This window comes from Mesorhizobium waitakense (assembly GCF_056431085.1).
Genome location: NZ_JBWKME010000128.1, coordinates 34,795 through 52,621 on the forward strand (window position 1 = coordinate 34,795; position 17,827 = coordinate 52,621).

20 protein-coding genes are annotated in these 17,827 nt (G+C 63.7%); 10 read left to right on the forward strand and 10 right to left on the reverse strand.

All coding sequences use genetic code 11. From position 1 onward, the window contains the following. Nucleotides 1-9: 9 nt before the first annotated feature. Together AC07FD_RS26805 and AC07FD_RS26810 are read left to right on the forward strand one after the other, a co-directional pair. The gene (locus tag AC07FD_RS26805; RefSeq protein WP_478352290.1) at nt 10-810 is read left to right on the forward strand and encodes a helix-turn-helix domain-containing protein; all 801 of its coding nucleotides are present in this window, start codon (nt 10-12) and stop codon (nt 808-810) included. 353 nt (nt 811-1,163) lie between these two features. Beyond that, nucleotides 1,164-2,534: an adenylate/guanylate cyclase domain-containing protein gene (locus tag AC07FD_RS26810; protein ID WP_478352291.1), complete on the forward strand. Its 1,371-nt coding sequence runs from the start codon at nt 1,164-1,166 to the stop codon at nt 2,532-2,534. Nucleotides 2,535-2,605: 71 nt separating this feature from the next. Here AC07FD_RS26810 and AC07FD_RS26815 read toward each other — a convergent pair whose 3' ends face one another. From AC07FD_RS26815 to AC07FD_RS26825, 3 genes are all read right to left on the reverse strand, one after another. After that, entirely contained in the window at nt 2,606-3,433 is an 828-nt protein-coding gene (locus AC07FD_RS26815) for a C40 family peptidase (RefSeq protein ID WP_478352292.1), read from the reverse strand. 98 nt (nt 3,434-3,531) lie between these two features. Continuing rightward, the gene (locus tag AC07FD_RS26820; protein ID WP_478352293.1) at nt 3,532-4,473 is read right to left on the reverse strand and encodes a CHAD domain-containing protein; all 942 of its coding nucleotides are present in this window, start codon (nt 4,471-4,473) and stop codon (nt 3,532-3,534) included. After that, the gene (locus tag AC07FD_RS26825; protein ID WP_478352294.1) at nt 4,470-4,943 is read right to left on the reverse strand and encodes a CYTH domain-containing protein; all 474 of its coding nucleotides are present in this window, start codon (nt 4,941-4,943) and stop codon (nt 4,470-4,472) included. The genes AC07FD_RS26820 and AC07FD_RS26825 overlap by 4 nt, the downstream gene beginning before the upstream one ends. A gap of 104 nt (nt 4,944-5,047) precedes the next feature. Between AC07FD_RS26825 and AC07FD_RS26830 the strand changes: the two genes are divergently transcribed. The 4 genes from AC07FD_RS26830 to AC07FD_RS26845 are packed head-to-tail and all read left to right on the forward strand — an operon-like array spanning nt 5,048 to nt 8,757. Beyond that, nucleotides 5,048-5,740 (forward strand): CerR family C-terminal domain-containing protein, encoded by a 693-nt coding sequence (locus AC07FD_RS26830; protein ID WP_478352295.1) that lies wholly within the window; start codon nt 5,048-5,050, stop codon nt 5,738-5,740. A gap of 13 nt (nt 5,741-5,753) precedes the next feature. After that, nucleotides 5,754-6,707, forward strand: coding sequence for an HlyD family secretion protein (locus AC07FD_RS26835; RefSeq protein WP_478352296.1), 954 nt, complete (start codon nt 5,754-5,756; stop codon nt 6,705-6,707). Continuing rightward, complete coding sequence (locus tag AC07FD_RS26840; RefSeq protein WP_478352297.1) at nt 6,704-7,624, forward strand: ABC transporter ATP-binding protein; 921 nt, start codon at nt 6,704-6,706, stop codon at nt 7,622-7,624. Before AC07FD_RS26835 ends, AC07FD_RS26840 begins: the two co-directional genes overlap by 4 nt. Then, nucleotides 7,621-8,757, forward strand: a complete 1,137-nt coding sequence (locus AC07FD_RS26845; RefSeq protein WP_478352298.1) for an ABC transporter permease — start codon at nt 7,621-7,623, stop codon at nt 8,755-8,757. Before AC07FD_RS26840 ends, AC07FD_RS26845 begins: the two co-directional genes overlap by 4 nt. Before the next feature lie 112 nt (nt 8,758-8,869). Here AC07FD_RS26845 and AC07FD_RS26850 read toward each other — a convergent pair whose 3' ends face one another. Together AC07FD_RS26850 and AC07FD_RS26855 are read right to left on the reverse strand one after the other, a co-directional pair. Next, the gene (locus tag AC07FD_RS26850; RefSeq protein ID WP_478352299.1) at nt 8,870-9,847 is read right to left on the reverse strand and encodes a threonine/serine dehydratase; all 978 of its coding nucleotides are present in this window, start codon (nt 9,845-9,847) and stop codon (nt 8,870-8,872) included. A 382-nt stretch (nt 9,848-10,229) separates the two neighbouring features. Beyond that, nucleotides 10,230-10,553 carry a hypothetical protein gene (locus tag AC07FD_RS26855; protein WP_478352300.1) on the reverse strand — a complete coding sequence of 108 codons (324 nt, stop codon included), beginning with the start codon at nt 10,551-10,553 and terminating at the stop codon, nt 10,230-10,232. A 174-nt stretch (nt 10,554-10,727) separates the two neighbouring features. Between AC07FD_RS26855 and mbfA the strand changes: the two genes are divergently transcribed. Further along, nucleotides 10,728-11,711 carry an iron exporter MbfA gene (gene mbfA / locus AC07FD_RS26860; RefSeq protein WP_478352301.1) on the forward strand — a complete coding sequence of 328 codons (984 nt, stop codon included), beginning with the start codon at nt 10,728-10,730 and terminating at the stop codon, nt 11,709-11,711. A gap of 163 nt (nt 11,712-11,874) precedes the next feature. Here the strand turns inward: mbfA and AC07FD_RS26865 are convergent, their stop codons facing one another. The 3 genes from AC07FD_RS26865 to AC07FD_RS26875 form a co-directional block, all read right to left on the reverse strand. Next, nucleotides 11,875-12,219, reverse strand: coding sequence for an antibiotic biosynthesis monooxygenase family protein (locus AC07FD_RS26865; RefSeq protein ID WP_478352302.1), 345 nt, complete (start codon nt 12,217-12,219; stop codon nt 11,875-11,877). Further along, complete coding sequence (locus AC07FD_RS26870; protein ID WP_184872816.1) at nt 12,216-12,548, reverse strand: NIPSNAP family protein; 333 nt, start codon at nt 12,546-12,548, stop codon at nt 12,216-12,218. The genes AC07FD_RS26865 and AC07FD_RS26870 overlap by 4 nt, the downstream gene beginning before the upstream one ends. Nucleotides 12,549-12,645: 97 nt before the next feature. Next, entirely contained in the window at nt 12,646-12,855 is a 210-nt protein-coding gene (locus tag AC07FD_RS26875) for a DUF1127 domain-containing protein (RefSeq protein ID WP_478352303.1), read from the reverse strand. A 68-nt stretch (nt 12,856-12,923) separates the two neighbouring features. Here AC07FD_RS26875 and AC07FD_RS26880 point away from each other — a divergent pair, with 68 nt between their 5' ends. Further along, nucleotides 12,924-13,598, forward strand: coding sequence for an ArsR/SmtB family transcription factor (locus AC07FD_RS26880; protein WP_478352304.1), 675 nt, complete (start codon nt 12,924-12,926; stop codon nt 13,596-13,598). A 61-nt stretch (nt 13,599-13,659) separates the two neighbouring features. Here AC07FD_RS26880 and ligD read toward each other — a convergent pair whose 3' ends face one another. Continuing rightward, nucleotides 13,660-16,209 carry a DNA ligase D gene (gene ligD, locus AC07FD_RS26885; RefSeq protein WP_478352305.1) on the reverse strand — a complete coding sequence of 850 codons (2,550 nt, stop codon included), beginning with the start codon at nt 16,207-16,209 and terminating at the stop codon, nt 13,660-13,662. Between the two features lie 13 nt (nt 16,210-16,222). Further along, nucleotides 16,223-17,095 (reverse strand): non-homologous end joining protein Ku, encoded by an 873-nt coding sequence (ku, locus tag AC07FD_RS26890; protein WP_478352306.1) that lies wholly within the window; start codon nt 17,093-17,095, stop codon nt 16,223-16,225. Here ku and AC07FD_RS26895 point away from each other — a divergent pair. Beyond that, the gene (locus AC07FD_RS26895; protein WP_478352307.1) at nt 17,094-17,423 is read left to right on the forward strand and encodes a hypothetical protein; all 330 of its coding nucleotides are present in this window, start codon (nt 17,094-17,096) and stop codon (nt 17,421-17,423) included. The two genes, ku and AC07FD_RS26895, sit on opposite strands and share 2 nt — an antisense overlap. A gap of 50 nt (nt 17,424-17,473) precedes the next feature. Continuing rightward, nucleotides 17,474-17,614 (forward strand): hypothetical protein, encoded by a 141-nt coding sequence (locus tag AC07FD_RS26900; RefSeq protein ID WP_478352308.1) that lies wholly within the window; start codon nt 17,474-17,476, stop codon nt 17,612-17,614. Nucleotides 17,615-17,827: the final 213 nt, after the last annotated feature.

A 17,827-nucleotide genomic window follows, 5' to 3' on the forward strand; every position in this document is an offset into this window, starting at 1 on the left:
GTGCATCCGATGAACGGTTTGATCTTCGAGGCACTGAAGCGGACGCTGAGGGCCAAAGGCGTCACCTATCGCCAGCTTGCCGAACGCATGGGCGTTTCCGAACCGACGGTGAAGCGCATCTTCCACGAGCGCAACTGCAAGCTCGACCGGCTGATGGAGATCTGCAGTGCGGCCGGGGTCGAACTGGAAAACGTTCTCGGCTCGATGAACCGCGGGCCGGGGCCGGTCAACCACATCGCGCCGGACATCGAGCGCAGGCTCGCCGGCCGGCCGGCGCTGCTGTTCATCTTCGTCATGCTGTCGGAAAAATTCACCCCCGAAGGCATCATGCGCTCGCAAGGCCTGAGCGAGGCCTCGATGTTCCTCTATCTGCGCGATCTGGAGGAACTCGGTCTGATCGCCCTCGGCCGGGGTCTCACGGCAAGATTGCTGGTCGAGACGCCGATCCAGTGGAATTTCGAAGGGCCGCTGAGGCCCCTGTTCGAGATGACCAACAAGAATTTCATCGGCTGGGCCATCACCCATCTCGAGCGGGAAGCAACCTTCGTCAGCTTCTCCAGGCGGATGCGGCCGGAGACGGCGGAGATGGTGCGGCGCGAGGCGGAGGAGCTCGCCGGGCGTGTCAAATTGCTTGCCCACCACGACCAGCACACCACGCCGGAGGATGGATTGGTCGGCTACAAATGGACGTTCGCGTTTGGTGCAACACCGTTTCCGGCGATCATGCCGATTGGGCCGCATCCGCGCGATGCCGGAGCGTTCGATCGGCCCGCCGCCCCTGCAAAGGGACGCCGCCCGTTACCGGCCTGACACGGCCAATCATCCCGAGCAGGATAGGGCGCGTTGGGATAGAACAGATCCGGCACCAACACGGTATAGCCCTCTGCAGCCCAGCGTTCCGCCATGCCGCCCAGCGCCGGCCGAACGCATCCATGCAGAGAATAACGCCGGGCGCTGCGGTTTTTTGGTGACCTGAACAGGGAGGTTCCGCCTGTCCTGCTTCGGTTTTCACCATGATCTTTTTTCCGGATATTATTGCTCTCTGCAGCCGCGTTTCAGAATGAAATCACATTCATGATAGAGTTCGCGCACTGATTTGTCAGACTGTAGAGGGCGGGTTTGCCGAATGCGTGGCACGACCCCCGTGAAATCGAAGTGATCCTATGCCGACCGCGCCAACACTTGAACTTCGCCGCCATTCGCGCCTGAAAAATTTGCGGGCGCGCGCAGAACGCCAGGGTGCTGCATTGCAGTTCTGGGCGCGTACGGCATCGCTCGCTGTGATCGCCTGCTTCTTTTCATTGATCAGCCGCTGGGATGCTTCGCTGCTCTTCGTGCTGACGGGCCTCGTGCTGTTCCAGCTCATCGGCCTGATCCAGTTTCTCTTTGCGCGCCGTCGCACGGCGCGATGGTGGATCGGTTACCTCGTCGGTACGCTGGACATCATTCTGTTGACCGTTCTGCTGGTAACGCCCAACCCGTTTTCCCTGGAGGTCGCGCCGGCCGCGATGCAACTGCGCGAGGGCAGCTTCAAATTCCTGCTGATTTTCGTATGCCTTGGCGCGCTGACCCTTTCGACACGATTGGCGCTCTATCTTGGCGCGCTCGCGGCCTTGACATGGGCGATCGGGGTGGGATGGGTGATTTATCATCCGGGAACCGTCATTCCGGCGACGAACCTCTATTCGCTGCCGATGACAGAGCGACTGAACCTTTATCTCAACCCCAATTTCGTCGATACATTTGCGCAGGCGACCAACGTGTTGGTTGTGCTGATTATCGGCGCGATCATGGCGCTGGTCGTCTTTCGTTCCCGACATCTGTCGGAAGACTATGTGAAGGCAGAGCGCGCCCGCGCCAATCTCGCCCGGCATTTTTCGCCCAATGTCGTCGACCAGCTCGCCACCGATGACGAGCCCTTCGGCCCGGTCCGCAGGCAGGATATCGCGGTGCTGTTCGCCGACATCGTCGGCTTCACACACTATTCCGAGGATCATCCGGCCGAAGCAGTGTTCGAACTTCTGCGTCAGTTCCACCGTCGCATGGAACAGGTCGTTTTCGATCACCATGGCACCGTCGATAACTATATCGGCGATTGCATCATGGCGACATTCGGGGTTCCGCAAGCCAGCCATGACGACGCGACTCGGGCCATCCAGTGCGCTGAAGCGATGGTCGCCGCTCTCGAAGACTGGAATGTACAGCGGGTGTCCAGGGGATACCCGCCGCTGGACGTTCGGATTGGTGCACAATATGGCGCAGTTGTCATCGGCGCGGTCGGCAGCGAGCGCAATCTGTCCTTCGCGGTGGTTGGCGACACCGTCAACGTCGCCAGCCGTTTGCAATCACTATGCCGTGAGCTCCGGGCGAATATTTGCTTTGGGTCAGGACTGATTGACGCCGCGAAGGCGGAATCGCCCACGACACAGTTGAATGCGCGCGATCATGGACCGGTGAGCATCCGGGGCCGGGACGAACCGGTCCATGTCTGGATCGAACATAGAGCCGAAAACCAGGGTGCGGTTTCGGCGTAATGTAGGCCGCCATGTGAAACGCCTGCATCCCGGCTGGATGGCGGTGGGCCGCGCCATAAGGGGCATGTCCATCACGTGTCTGAGGCGATTGCCCCAGCCTTTGCGGCTGCGGCGTCTGAGCTTGCCTTGTCGTCCCACGTCACCGCCCGGTAGTCGAAACCATATTCCAGCGTCGGCTTGACGATGCGGAAATAGGGCGACAGGTCGAAATCGCGCGGCGTGTAGAGCGAGTGGTGGCGGATATGCAGGATTTCCCTGCGTGAATAGTTGGACTGCGCCGAAGCACGGCCGGGCGCGCGGGTGATTTCGGGCAGGATCGGATAGCGGATCTGGCCGTAGGCCTCGGCGATCAGCGAGGAACAGATGGCCCGTGTCGGGTCGCCGGAGCCGAATGCCAGCATGCGACGGCGCCAGCGCACCGGCACCGGCGGTGCCGGCAGGAAATAACGCAGCATGTCGAGGATGTTCTTGAGATCGTATTTCAGGCCGAGCTTGCCGACCATGAAGGCGACGACCCTGTCGCGGTCCTCCGGCGCCAGGCCGCTCGCCCGGCAGATGCGGGTGTTGTAGGTGCGATAGCGCGACAGCGGCACGGCCACGCAGCCTTCGCCCATCGAGACCTCGATCAGCCGCGGCCGCTCCGTTCCGTCTTGCGGCTCGGGCAACGCGTCGCCGACATAAAGGGCCGCATGCGACCAGGTCGACTGGGTCAGGTACTTGATCACCGCCGAGATCTTCTGGTTGCCCTCGATCAGCAGGATGTCGCCGGGCTCCAGCGCACGGCGCAGCGTCTCGGCATCGGACGGGGTATAGGGTTCGTAGCCGGAAGACTCTTCCTGCAGCGCGCCGGCGAGCCGGCGGCCAAGTCGATCCAGAAGCGTGTCTCTGAGCTCGGTCATGCCAAATGCCGATTAGCACGGGCAGGCGCTGGGTTCCAGCGGGAGGGTGGTTGCGCCGACGTCAGCTCCCCTCCACGAGGGGAGAAGGGAGAGGACGGTCAGCCGGTGGTTGCGATAAGATCGTCTTGGGCCGCCTCGGCCAGATCGTCGCGCGCCTTGCGGGCCAGTTTGCGTGTCGAGCGTTTGGGACTGTCGCCGAACAGCTCGGCTGCCTCGGCCAGGCAGGACTTCTTCAGCTGCTTTTCCGACCGCTTCAGAAGCTTGCCCAGGAGCCTGGTGTCTTCGGCCGGTCCGAGCGGACGGTCATCGGCCTCGAGCAGGTCGCGCATGACGAACAGATCATGCAGGTCGCCCAGCCGCTCACCCAGTGCGTCGACCGCCTTGCGCCTGGCCTTGATCGGCGTCGGCCATAGCCTGCCGAGGAGTGACAGATGCATGCCGTGCGTCTTGGCCGCCTTGCGCAGATCGTGGAAATCATTGGCCGCGCCGCGCGATCCGGCCTTGTCGAGCGCTTTCCTGGCCCGGCGCAACGTGTTGCGGGCGCCTTCGGCAAGCACATCGGCGGCCTGTTCCGGCTGATCGGGCAGAGTGAGGGTTTCGATCCGGTGCAGGCCTTCCTCGCAAGCGGCGGTGGCAGCAGCAATTGCCGCGTCGAGCCCCGGGCCTTCGTGCAATTCATGCTGGCGGGCGATCAGCCTGTCGCGCACCGCCGCCAGCCCGTCGTCGGCGCTCTCCTTGGGAAAGCCTGCCGCCAGCCGGTCGATGGTCTCGATCAGCGCCGTCGCCTCGCGCGGCCCGGCAAGCAGGCCCGCCACGTTACGGTAGCATTGGTTCTCGGTCTCGCAGAATGTGTCGTCCCCGGAACGAACAAGCCGCAGCAAGGCGCGCGCGCTCTTCAGCCGCTTGCGGCATTTGTGCAGCCCCTGTTCCGGCCGGCTGCGCGCGGCCTCAAGATGGGCCAATGCCTTGCCGATTTCCTCGGCAAGGATACGCCTGACCTCGCCGGTCAGCGGCAGGCGCGGATCGATGCGAAAACTCATGCGGCGATCTCCGGAATCCCCCCGAGGGCGAGCGACGCGTTGTAAAATTCAGACTCGCCAGTGACCTCGCGGCCGAGCCAGTCAGGCAGCATTTCGGCAGGCACATCCTCCGGCGTCTCAAGTTCGGCGACCACAAGTCCCGCCAGAGGGCCGCCAAAGACATCGACCTCATAGAGATAGCCGCGATGGCTAACATGGTGGCGTGTCTTCTCTATGACACGTCCGAGCGCGAAGGCCAGCATCTCCATGGCGTCCGCCAGCGGGATCGGATATTCGAATTCGTCGCGCACGCGCGCCCTGCTGCCGAATTTGAGTGTCAGCTTGGCGGAAGCGTCGTCGCTGATGCGGATGCGCAGGGTTCGACCGGGGGTCGCGGCAAGATAGAACTGGCGAATGCGGATATCCGCCTCGACCAGATCCCGCCATGCTGTGCCGGAGACCAGGAATTTGCGTTCGACTTCCTTGCCCATGGCCGCGCACTAAAGCGTTAACGGCCGGTCGTGGCAAGATGGTTGCGTACACAAGTTTGACTCAATCGATTGACTTTAATCAATCGTTTGATTAAAGTGCGCTCATGATCAAGTTGCCCGACACCGGAAGTCCCCGCCGCGGGACGTCACCCGCCGAGATGACGCGCGCGGCTCTCGTCCATGCGGCCCTGAAACTGTTCGGACGGCAGGGTTTCGACGGCACCTCGACGCGCCAGATCGCGGCCGAGGCGCAAGCCAATATCGGCTCGATCGCCTATCATTTCGGCGGCAAGGAGGGCCTTCGCGCCGCCGCCGCCGACTTTATCGTCGAGACCATCCAGACGGTTGCCGGCCCGGCGCTCGGAAATGTGCAGACACCCACAACGGGACCGGCCAGTCCGGAGGCGGCGCAAGCGCTGCTCTTCGCGGCGCTGGAGCGGATGGTCGGCTTTGTCGTTGCCAGCCCGCAGGCCGGCGAGATCGTGCAGTTCGTGTTGCGCGAGCTGTCGCATCCGACGGCAGCGCTCGACCGCATCTATGACGGCGTGTTCGAGCCGACGCACCGCCGGCTGTGCCAGCTCTGGGAGCAGGCGACGGGAGAGCCGGCCGAAAGCGAGGCCACGAGGCTCACCGTGTTCACGCTGATCGGCCAGGTCATCTATTTCCGCATCGGCCGCGAGGCGGTGATGCGCCGCATGGGCTGGAACGACATTGGCGCCGCCGAGGCAGCCAAGGTGGTGGCGGTCACATCGGGCAATCTCAAGGCCATATTGGCTGCCCGCAAGGGCCAGGGATGAAGGGGCAAAGACCATGAGCTTTCTGTGTTCGCTGCCGCTCGCCGCGCAGCTTTTCAGCGCCTGTGCGCCGGCAGCGCCGCTGGCCGTCGGCTATGTCGAGGGCGACTATGTGCTGCTGGCGCCGATCGAGGTGGCGCAGGTCGAGACCGTCACCGTCAAGCGCGGCGATCGTGTGGTGCCCGGCACGACCGTGGTGACGCTGGAAAGCGCCGATGCCAAGATCGCGGTCGCCCAGGCCGAGGCCGGCCTAGCCCAGGCCCAGGCGCAATTGGCCGACCTGCAGATCGGCAAGCGCCCGGAAGAGATCGCGGTGCTCAGGGCCGAGGTCGACATGGCCAGCGCGCAGGCCGCCGACGCCAAGCGCAAATACGACCGCGCCGCCGATCTGTTCAAGCGCGGCGCCGGCACGCAGGCCGATTTCGACACCGCTTCGGCGACGCTGGAGACAGCCAACGCGCAGGTCGGCCAGGCCAATGCCAATCTCGCTGTCGGCGGCCTGCCGGCGCGCCCGGAGACGATCAAGGCCGCCGACAACCAGGTCAAGCAGGCGCAGGCAACCCTGGAGCAGGCGCGGTGGCGGCTGTCGAAGCGGGTGCTGGGGTCGCCGTCGCCGGGCCGCGTCAACGATGTCATCCGCAATCCGGGCGACACCGCTGGCCCGACCTCACCGGTCATTTCGATCCTGCCCGACGGCGCCGTAAAGCTCAGCGTCTACATCCCTGAAGCCGCCTTCTCCTCGGTCAAGGTCGGCACCTTGCTCGGCGTCCATTGCGACGGCTGCGGCCCGGACGTGAAGGCACGGGTCAGCTACGTCTCGCCGGATCCCGAATTCACCCCGCCGGTGATCTATTCCTTGGAGAACCGGCAGAAGCTGGTCTATCTGGTCGAGGCACGGCCAGAGGGCGACGCCGGCCCGCTGCAGCCGGGCCAGATCGTCGATGTCGATCTCGCGGATGGCGGAAAATGAACGCCATAGACGTCCATGGCCTGGTCAAGCGGTTTGGCGACAAGACCGTCGTCGACCATGTGACGATGACGGTCGCCGAAGGCGAGATCGTCGGCTTTCTCGGCCCCAACGGTTCGGGCAAGACCACCACCATCCGCATCATGTGCGGCCTGCTGACGCCCGACGAGGGCGAAGGCACGGTGCTCGGCTTCAACATCCGCACCGACAGCCTGCGCATCAAGCGCGAAGTCGGCTACATGACCCAGAAATTCTCGTTCTACGAGGATCTGACGATCGGCGAGAATCTCGAATTCGTGGCGCGGCTTTACCGGCTGAGGCCGGTCGAGGAGCATGTCGCCCGCACGCTCGAGGAACTCGGCCTGACGACGCGCCGCAACCAGCTGGCCGGCACCTTGTCGGGCGGCTGGAAGCAGCGGCTGGCGCTGGCCGCCTGCATCATGCACAAGCCGAAGCTGCTGTTGCTCGACGAGCCGACTGCCGGCGTCGATCCGAAGGCGCGGCGGGAATTCTGGGACGAGATCCATCGCCTCGCCAGCGGCGGGCTGACCGTGCTGGTCTCCACCCACTACATGGACGAGGCCGAGCGCTGCCACCGCATCAGCTATATCTCCTACGGCAAGATGCTGGCCACCGGCACCGTCGCCGAGGTGGTGAAAAATGCCGGGCTGACCACGTTCGTCCTGCAGGGCCCACGGCTCGACCAGGTGGCTGAAGCGCTTCAGGGCCGCCCCGGGGTCGACCAGGTGGCGCCGTTCGGCGCGACGCTGCATGTCGTCGGTTCCGACCGGAAGAAGCTGGAAGCCGCGCTCGCCGATGTCGAGAAGGAGCACAAGGGCGTGACGGTGGCGCCGGGCGAAACCAGTCTCGAGGACGTCTTCATCCAGTTCATGTCCGGCTCGAAGGACAACATGGCATGAACAGCGTCTTTTCCTTCGCCCGCCTTGGCGCGCTGCTAACCAAGGAGTTCATCCAGATGCGGCGCGACCGCATCACCTTCGCCATGATGCTCGGCGTGCCACTGATGCAGCTCGTGTTGTTCGGCTATGCCATCAACAACGACCCGAAGAGCCTGCCGGCCGCGCTGGTTGCGACCAGCAGCGACCCCTACACGCGCGCCATGGTCTCGGCGCTGCAGACGACAGGCTACTACCGTTTCGACCATGTCTCGCAGAGTGCGGCCGATGCAGAATTCCTGATGTCGCGCGGCGATGTCGCCTTCGTCGTCACCATCCCCGCCGATTTTGCCCGGCGGGTCGAGCGCGGCGACAGCCCGCAGATCCTGATCGAGGCCGACGCCACCGACCCGGCTGTCGCCAGCGGCGCCATCTCGACGCTCGGCACCGTCGCCAGCCAGGCGCTGCTCAGGGCGCGCGGCATGCAGGAGGCGGCCGCCGAGGCAGCACTTGGCCAGCTCGAAGTGGTGGTGCACCGGCGCTACAACCCGGAAGGCATTTCGCAATACAACATCGTGCCCGGCCTGCTCGGCGTCATCCTGCAGATGACGATGGTGATGATGACCTCGATCGCGCTGACCCGCGAGACCGAGCGTGGCACGATGGAGAACCTGCTGGCGATGCCGTCCAGCCCGCTCGAGATCATGCTGGGCAAGGTACTGCCCTATCTGGCGGTCGGCGGCGTGCAAGTAGTGGTGGTGCTGGCGGCGGCGAAGCTTCTGTTCGCCATCCCCTTCACCGGGTCGATGTTGCTGCTGCTGACCGCCGTGCTGATCTTCGTGCTGGCGCTGGTGCTGCTCGGCTATACGATTTCGACCATCGCCCGCACGCAGATGCAGGCGCTGCAGCTCACCTTCTTCTTCTTCCTGCCGTCGATCATGCTGTCCGGCTTCATGTTCCCCTATCGCGGCATGCCGGGCTGGGCGCAGGTCTTCGGCGAGATCCTGCCGCTGACACACTTCCTGCGCATCATCCGCGCGGTGATGCTCAAGGGCGCCGAACTGCCGGCGGTGGCGACGGAGATCGGCTGGCTGGTGGTGTTCGTGGCACTGTTTGCCGGCGTCGCCCTGGTCCGGTTCAGGCGGACGCTGGATTAGATGCCACGCCGGTGGCGTAAGCTTTTGAGGAAGTTTTGGAGGCCGACGGGACAGAGGGGGGCGCGAAGGATCGCGACGGACGATTTCCTTTCTGGGCGGCCGCGTTCTTCGCCTACGCCGCCGCCATGATCTCCGCATAAGTCCTGAAATCGACATTGCCGCCAGACAACACCACCGCGACGCATTTGCCTGAGAGCTCGATCTCGCCCGATGACAGTGCCGCCAGCGCTACGCAGCCGCCGGGTTCGACCACCAGCTTGAGGTAGGCCATGGCATCGCGCATCGCCTGTGCCGTCTGCTTGTCGGAGACGGCGATGGCCCCGGCTAGGTTCCTGCGGTTGATCTCGAAGGTGATCACGCCGGGTTCGGCGGTCAGGATCGCATCGCAGATCGAATTGTGGCCCGGCTCGTTCGAAACCCTGGCGCCGGCGGCCAGCGAACGGCGGGTGTCGTCGAAATGCTCGGGCTCCACCGCCCAAACCGAAGTGCTGGGCGAGGCGTCCTTGACGGCGACGGAAATGCCGCTCGACAGGCCGCCGCCGCCGCAAGGGATGACCACCGCGTCGAGGCTGGCGCCAAGCGCTTTCGCTTGGCGCATCAATTCGAGGCCGATCGTGCCCTGGCCGGCGATGATGGCCGGGTCGTCGAAGGGCGGCACCAAAACCATGCCTTTCTCGATGTAAGGGCCCACCACGGTCATGCGGTCGTCGCGAAAGCGATCGAACGGCACCACCTCGGCCCCCATCTTGCGGACATTGCCGACTTTCATCGCCGGCGCGTCGGCCGGCATGGCGATGACCGCCTTGACGCCGAACATCGCCGCCGACGCCGCGACGCCCTGCGCGTGGTTACCCGACGAGAAGGCGACCACGCCACGGCTGCGCTCCTCTTCGCTGAGTGAGGAGAGCTTGTTGTAGGCGCCGCGGAACTTGAAAGAGCCGGTGCGCTGCAGCGTCTCGGGCTTGAACAGGATGCGGGCACCGAAGCGCTTGTTCAACTCCTGCGATTCGATCAACGGCGTTTCGACGATCAGGCCGGAAAGCCGGGCTGCGGCGCGGTGGATGTCTTCTATGCCGGGAGGGGTGGCCATGGCGGATCCTGCGAAAAGATGGTCCGACCATGGTGCACGGAAACGGCCGCGCGACACCAACGAAAAAATGTGACGGTTACAAAATCAACCCCGAAACAGTCAGACCTCTTTTCAGCGACAACCTTCGAAATTGGCCGAAGCCATCCAACTTCGTCATCCCTGGGCGGAGCAGGAGCGAAGCGACGTCGCGGAGACCCTGGGATCCTTGCCGTGATATCTCTCCGCGCGACGGCGGTGCAAGCTTGGTGCAGGGCGGAGAGGCTACAGAACAAGCTCTATTCTGCGCCGTTGGGTTCTTCCTCGCCGTCACGGCATGGATCCTCGGGTCTGCGCTGCGTCGCTTCGCTCCTTGCTTCGCCCGTGGATGACGAAGCCATGTTGCTTATCCCAACAACGCCCGCTGCCGCCTGGTGCCACCCAGCTTGCGCCAGCTGTTGAAGCGGTGGGTGGCGGCGGCGAAGGAGATTTTCATCTGCTGGGCGACCGAATAGCGCGACTTGCCTTCGTCGAACATGCGGTAGCAGCACTCGACGCCTTCCTCCGTCAACTTGCCGTCCGGGGCCTTGTTGTGCGGGTTGGCGGGATCGAATTTCTCGACCTGCTGCTCGACCAGGCCTTTCAGGCGCTGCAGATCGGCCTCGATGCTGGCTATGAGATTGAGAACGGGCTTGGGGTCATAATGTTGCGGGGGCTGTTTTGCCGTCATCTGCGGAATCCTTTTCCTTAGCTTAGCGCCAAATATAGGTGAACATTCGCTGATAATGAAGAGGTGCGGCTCGCGCGCGGGCTTCAACAATTGTTGACCGCGACCCAGGCGCGCATTGACCTGGAGCACATCAAACCATAGTTTAGAACCATTCTAAACTAGGGTGAATTCCTCATGCTTTCCCGTGTTTTCGGTTTCGGCCGCCGTCCCTTCGAATCGCTCTCCGAACAGGAGATCCTGGCGCTGGCCATTTCGTCCGAAGAGGATGACGGGCGCATCTACCGGGCCTACGCCGACGGACTGGCGGAAAGCTTTCCGCAATCGGCAAAGGTGTTCGAGGAGATGGCCGAGGAAGAGGATGGCCATCGCGACTCGCTGATTGAGCTTTTCCGCCGGCGTTTCGGCGATCGCATTCCGCTGATCCGGCGCGAACATGTGAAAGGCTACTTCGAACGCAAGCCTGACTGGCTGGTGAGACCGCTCGGCATCGAGCATGTGCGCAGCCAGGCCGAGGCAATGGAGCGGCGCGCCTATCTGTTCTACGTCGAGGCGGCCAAGCGCACCACCGATGCTTCCACCCGGAAACTGCTCGACGATTTGGCGGTGGCCGAGCAGGGCCACGAAACGCTGGCGCAGCGTCTGGAACAAAAGCACGTGCCGGGCGAGGTGAAGGACGAAGAGGCCGTTGCCGAGCAGCGCCAGTTCATCCTCACCTATGTGCAGCCGGGGCTGGCCGGGCTGATGGACGGGTCGGTGTCGACGCTGGCGCCGATCTTCGCCGCGGCTTTCGCCACGCATGATACCTGGCAGACGCTCCTTGTCGGCCTCGCCGCCTCGATCGGCGCCGGCATTTCGATGGGCTTCACCGAGGTCGCATCCGACGATGGCAAGCTGTCGGGCCGCGGCTCGCCGATCAAGCGCGGCCTCACTGTCGGCATCATGACAACTCTCGGCGGGCTCGGTCACGCCCTGCCCTATCTCATCCCGCAGTTCTGGACGGCGACGGCGGTCGCCGCGGTGGTGGTGTTCTTCGAATTGTGGGCGATCGCCTTCGTCCAGAACCGCTACATGCAGACGCCCTTCCTGCGCGCGGCCTTCCAGGTGGTGCTAGGCGGCGCGCTGGTGTTCGCGGCCGGCGTGCTGATCGGGAATGCTTAATTTGACGACAGGGGTCGGCGCCGCCCCTCACCCTTACCCTCTCCCCGTGAAGAACGGGGAGAGGGGGTCGCCAGCGTTGGAGCGCTTCCCTTCTCCCGTCCCTTACGGGGAGAAGGTGCCGGCAGGCGGATGAGGGGCAACGCCGACACCTACCCGCTAACCTTCATCCATTCACTGCGCGGCTATCCACCGGCGCCTCGGCCCTCTCCGTCAGGCCGTAGTCACGCACGACATGGGCGATACGCAGACGGTAGCCGGCAAAGATACCCCCACGGCCGGCCTTCTGCGCCTGCCGGTGCTCCTCGGTGTTGCGCCAGGCCTTGACCGCCTCCTCGTCGCGCCAGAACGATAAGGACAGGATGCGGTTCGGGTCGGAGAGACTCTGGAAGCGCTCGATCGAGACAAACCCGTCGATGCCGTCGAGCAAAGGGCGCAGGTCAGCAGCGATGCGGAGATAGGCATCGCGCCTGCCCGCCGCCGGTTCGACCTCGAAGATGACGGCGATCACGGCAGCACCAGTTTCGCGTGTGGGCCGGAAGCCAGTTTCAGGAACATGCGATCCTCCCTATGGATGAACTTTTCGCGGCGGGCGAACTCGTAGTTTGCCTTGCCGGCAGGGTCGGCGGCAAGCCGGGCGCGATAGGCCTCGTAGGCCGCCAGGCTGTCGATGTTGTAGGCGGCGTAGGCCGTCGTCGCCGAACCCTCATGCGGCGCGAAATAGCCGATCAGGTCGGCGCCGCAGCGCGGAATGACCTGGCCCCAGTTGCGGGCATACTCCTCGAAGGCCGCCTTGCCGAACGGGTCGATCTCATAACGGATGAAGCAGGTGATGGTCATGGCGGTCTCCTTGGCGGGTTGCTGTCTTCTTGCGGCGACATTTCGAGCGGGGTCGAAGCATCCCCAGGGTCGATGTGCTAGGCAATTCCCTTGCGGGTCATGCCTGCCAGAAGGATTTCGCGCATTCACGGCGCACGTCTTCCGGCGAAAGGCCGAGGTCGCGCAGCAAATGATCGTCGATCTCGGCGAGGTCGAGGCGCTGGACATGGCGGTCATGCCAGCGAGCCAGCAGCCGCAAACGGAACCAGGTGACGAACGGGAACGATCGGCGGCTGGGGAGCGGTGCGGAAATGGAAGCGGTTGTCATCGTCGTCTCCTTGATCTGGCCTGAGAATAATGCTTACCTGACAAGAATGCTTCGATGAGGAACGAACTATGCGTGAAGGACCTGACATCGCCCGCATCGCCAGCCTGGTCGGCGATCCGGCGCGGGCAAACATGCTCAACGCCCTGATGGGCGGCACGGCTCTGACGGCGAGCGAACTGGCGCTCGAGGCCGGCGTGTCGCTGCCGACTGCGAGCTCGCATTTGTCCAAGTTGATGGAGGGCGGGCTGCTGACATTGGCGAGCCAGGGAAGGCACCGTTATTACGGCCTCGCTGGACCCCAGGTGGCGGGCATGATCGAGGCCATCACCGGCGTCGCGGAAGCCGTTGGGCCAAAGCGCGTGCGGCCGGGCCCGCGTGACGGCGCCATGCGCGTGGCGCGCGTCTGTTACGACCACCTCGCCGGCGAACAGGCGGTGGCGATGCTCGACCGTTTCGTCGAAAAGGAAATCCTGCTGCGCGACGACAAGGAGATCAGGCTCGGGCCATCGGCGACATCGCATTTCGCCGCCATCGGCATCGATGTCGATGCCAAGCCGCGCCGGCCGGTCTGCCGCGCCTGCCTCGACTGGAGCGTGCGCCGTTCGCACCTCGCCGGCACGCTGGGTGCCGCTATCCTCGACAAGATCCTCGCCGAAAAATGGGCGCGCCGCGAGAAGGACAGCCGCGCGGTCATCTTCTCACCGCCGGGCAAGCAGGCTTTCGAGAGGGTGTTTTTGGGCTGAGATGTGGTCTGCGCTCCGCTCTACGTTCGCTCCGCCCTAGGATGACGAACGGATGGAGATATCAACCCCGCCTCAGCACCTTCCCCTGCCTGAAGAAATCCGCCCACGGATCGGCTTCGCCCAGCTGCTTCAGCGTCGTCTTGTCGCCGATCGGGAAACCATTCGGCGCCAGTCCCGCCTCTATCTCGGCCCAGGTCACCGGCATCGACACGGTGGCGCCCTTCTTGGCGCGTGACGAATAGGGCGCGACCGTCGTCGAGCCCCGGCCATTGCGCAGATAGTCGACGAAGATCTTTCCCGTGCGCGCCTTTTTCGACAACGTCGCCGTGTAGCGGTCGGGCGAGGCCTGTTCCAGCGCCTTGGCAAAATCATGCGCAAAGGTTTTCACTGCGTCCCAGTCCGCCGATGGTTTCAGCGGCATCACGACGTGATAACCCTTGCCGCCTGAGGTCTTGACGAAATTCGGCAGCGACAGCTCATCAAGCTTGCCTCTGATATCGAGTGCGGCCTCGCGCACCGCCTTGACGTCGACGCCTTCATCGGGATCGAGATCGAAGATGATCTGGTCCGGCTGTTCCAGCGCATCGACGGTGCAGCCCCAGATGTGGATCTCGACCACGCCATACTGGACGAGCGCAGCGACGCCGTCGAAATCGCGGATGAACAGGATCTCCTCGCCGTCGGTCGGGTCCTTCATCCGGGCGATCTTGTCGCTCATGCCGGCCGAGGCATGTTTCTGGAAGAAGCGCGGGCCGCCGACGCCGTCTGGCGCCCTGACCAGGCTGAGCGGTCGGTTGACGATGAACTGTTCCATGCGTGGCCACACCAACGCGTAGTGGTCGAGCAGGCCCTGCTTGGAAATCTTTTCCCCGGGCCACAGCAGCTTGTCGGGGTGGGAAAGCTTCACGCTGGTCGTCATCGCTCCGGCAGGTTTGCCAGCGCTGCCTGATACCGGCTTCGCCGTGGGCGGGCTCTTGCCTGCCTTGCCTGTCGAAGCCTCCCCGGTCGAAGACTTCCCTGCCGCAGACTGGGGCTTTTCCTGCACGACTTCCTCCGCCAGCTTGTCCTCGCGCAATCCCTGGAACGAGGCATGGCGTATTATACGGTCGGATGTCCAGCTCCGGAACTCCACTTCGCCGACCAGTTCGGGCTTCACCCAGACCAGGCCCTTGCCTTTCGGCACGGCCTTGTCGAAGGGCGAATGCTCCGCCTTCAGTACATCGAGTTTTGTCTTCAGATCGGTGGCCGTCTTGGCCGAGAAGCCGGAGCCGACACGGCCGGCATAGTGCAGTTCGCCATTCTCGTGATAGCCGACCAGCAGCGAGCGCAGCCCGCGCCCGGTCTTGTCCGACGGCAAATAGCCGCCGATAACGAATTCCTGTCGCGCCGTGCATTTCGACTTCACCCAGGACGGACCGCGCCCGCTGCGATAGGGCGCATCGGCGCGCTTGGAGACGACGCCTTCTAGCCCCATGCGGCAGGCATGCTCCAGCATGATCTTGCCGGGCTCGGCGAAATGGTCGCTGAAACGGACGGCCGAGTTCTCCGGCTGCTTGCCAAGCAGGTCCTGCAGGACCTGCTTGCGCTCGACCAGCGGCTCGCCGCGCAAATCCTTGCCATCGAGCCGCATCAGGTCGAACACATAGTAGATGAAGCGATCTGTCCGTTTCGCGGAGAGGTCGGCCTGCAGCAACGCGAAGGACGACACGCCGCTGTCGGCCAGCACGACGACCTCGCCATCGATGATGGCGTCGCTGTATTTCAGGCTGGCGAGTTCCGCGGTAATTTCGTCGCCGAACTTTTCCGTCCAGTCGAGGCCGGTGCGGGTGAGCAGCCGCACCTCCGTGCCGGCAATCTGCGCCTGCATGCGATAGCCGTCGAACTTGACCTCGTGCAGCCAGTCCTTGCCCGGCGGTGCGTCTCGCTCCAGCGTCGCAAGCTGCGGTTCGACGAAGTCGAGGCGCGTGTCGGTCTTTGCCTTGCCGGCGGCCGGCTTGTTGGAATGCCAGACATCAGGCTTCTCGCCCTTGGCCGCCTTGCCTTCGCCGACTTCCTCGATCGTCAGGCCCGACTTCGCCGATTCCGGCGCCTCTTTCAGAATGTCCTCGCCAGGGCGCGCCGCGGCATCGTCCGATTTGATCAGCAGCCAGTTCTCGCGCTTTTCGCCCGCGCGCGGCTTCAGCCGCACCAGATGCCAGAGACCATGCAGCTTGTGGCCTTTGAGTTCGAAGCTGATATGGCCTTTCTTCATCGCCTTGGCCGGGTCGATTTCGGGAACCCAGGTACCCTCGTCCCAGACGATCACCGACCCGCCGCCATATTCGCCCTTGGGAATGGTGCCCTCGAACGGCGCATAGTCGATCGGATGGTCCTCGACATGCACGGCCAGCCGTTTCTCATGCGGGTCCAGGCTCGGGCCGCGCGTCACCGCCCAGCTCCACAGCACGCCGTCCTGCTCCAGGCGAAGGTCGTAATGCAACCGTGTCGCCGCATGCTTGTGGATGACGAAGATGCCGCCCGCCTTGGCGTTCTCGCCGCGCGCGACCTTGCCGGCCGGTTCGGATGTCTTCTTGAAATCACGCTTGGAATGATACTGTTCGAGGCTGACCATTGGTCTCTGATCCTCAGGCCGATTTGCGCTTGGACGCGCCGACTTTCGGCTTGGTGCGTTTGGCCGCCGGTTTTGCTTTTGCCGGCGTGGAAGCCTTCGATGCGCCGGCATCCGAAGACAGGCTCTTCTTCAGCGCGTCGAACAGATTGACGACGTTTGACGGCTTGGGCTCTGCCTTGGCCTTTGGCGCCTTCCTGCCGGCCTTCCTAGCGCGGATCAGCTCCAGCAGCGCGTTCTCGTATTTGTCCTCGAACTGCGAGGGATCGAACTTCGCCTTCTTCTTGTCGATGATCCGTTCGGCCAGATCGGTCATCTCCGGGTCGGTCTTCACATCCTTGATCTCGCCGAAGACGGAGTCCGGTTCGCGCACCGTGTTGTTGTAGCGCAGCGTCGTCAGCACCATGCCCATGCCGCGCGGTTCGATCACCACCGGGCGTTCGCGGTTGTAGAGCACGATGCGCGCCAGCCCGGCCATCTTCTTGTCCGCCATCGCATCGCGGATGACGGCAAAAGCCTCTTCCGACACCTTGTCGGCGGGCGTCACATAGTAGGGGGTGTCGAGATAGATCTGCTCGATCGAGGATTTGTCGACGAAACCGTCGAGCGCCATCGTGTGCGAGGACTCGATCTGCACCGCCTCGATCTCATCTTCCTCGATGCGGACGAAGTCGCCGTCATCGACTTCATAGCCCTTGATCTCGTCCCCCTCGCGCAACGGCTTGCCATTTTCCGCATCGACATAGATGCGTTTCACGGTGTTGCCGGTCTTGCGGCTCAGCACCCGGAACGAGACCTTCTCGGCTTGGGTGACGACGTTGGTCAATTCGACGGCACAGGTGACCAACGACAGCTTCAGATAACCCTTCCAGGCCGGACGCGGCGCCATGACAATTCCCTTCGCAACAGGTCTCGAAATCCAGAACGACTGGAACCTGTTCCAGTTCCGTCACCGATCCCTGTCAGCATGCCAGGCTGGGATTTCCGGCGCTGCGTCGGCCAGCAAGGAAATTTCCCGAGCGCGGCAAGAATTGAAACAGAACCGCGCGCAGGCGACATTCAAACGAAACATATGTGATGCAAAAGTCACATTGGCCGAAATGTCGACGAACCGCACGGAAAGACCCCGAATCAGCCGCATTCCGGCCACGAACCAGGGCCTTTTCGACCAGATATTAACATCGTGTTCACCGACTATTCACGCCTCGACGCTATGATGCCCGCAATTCGGAAGGGACATCCGAAAATCGGGACAGGGACAGGTAAAATGAACTTCCTCACGCACCTCATCGGCTATGCCGCCGCCATCCGCGAATTCGTTGCGCCGACCTATCGGCCGGAGCGCTACTACATGCGCGGCCCTGGCCCGGCCAGCGCCCGTCGTGGCAATTCGCTTGGCGCGCGCTAACCATGACCTTCGAGAGCCGCCACGACAGCCGGATCTGCCGGCCGGCCGCCGAATCCCGCGCCACCACCTATCGCGCCGAGCGTCCCGCTCTCGCCGACAGGCGGCGCGCGACATCGCCTCGGCTTTGATACCGCCTCCGGCTGGCTTAGTGTCCTAGTTGTGAGCTTTCAGGAGGTTGTCCATTCGGACCGGACCGGGGAGACTGGAGTTACC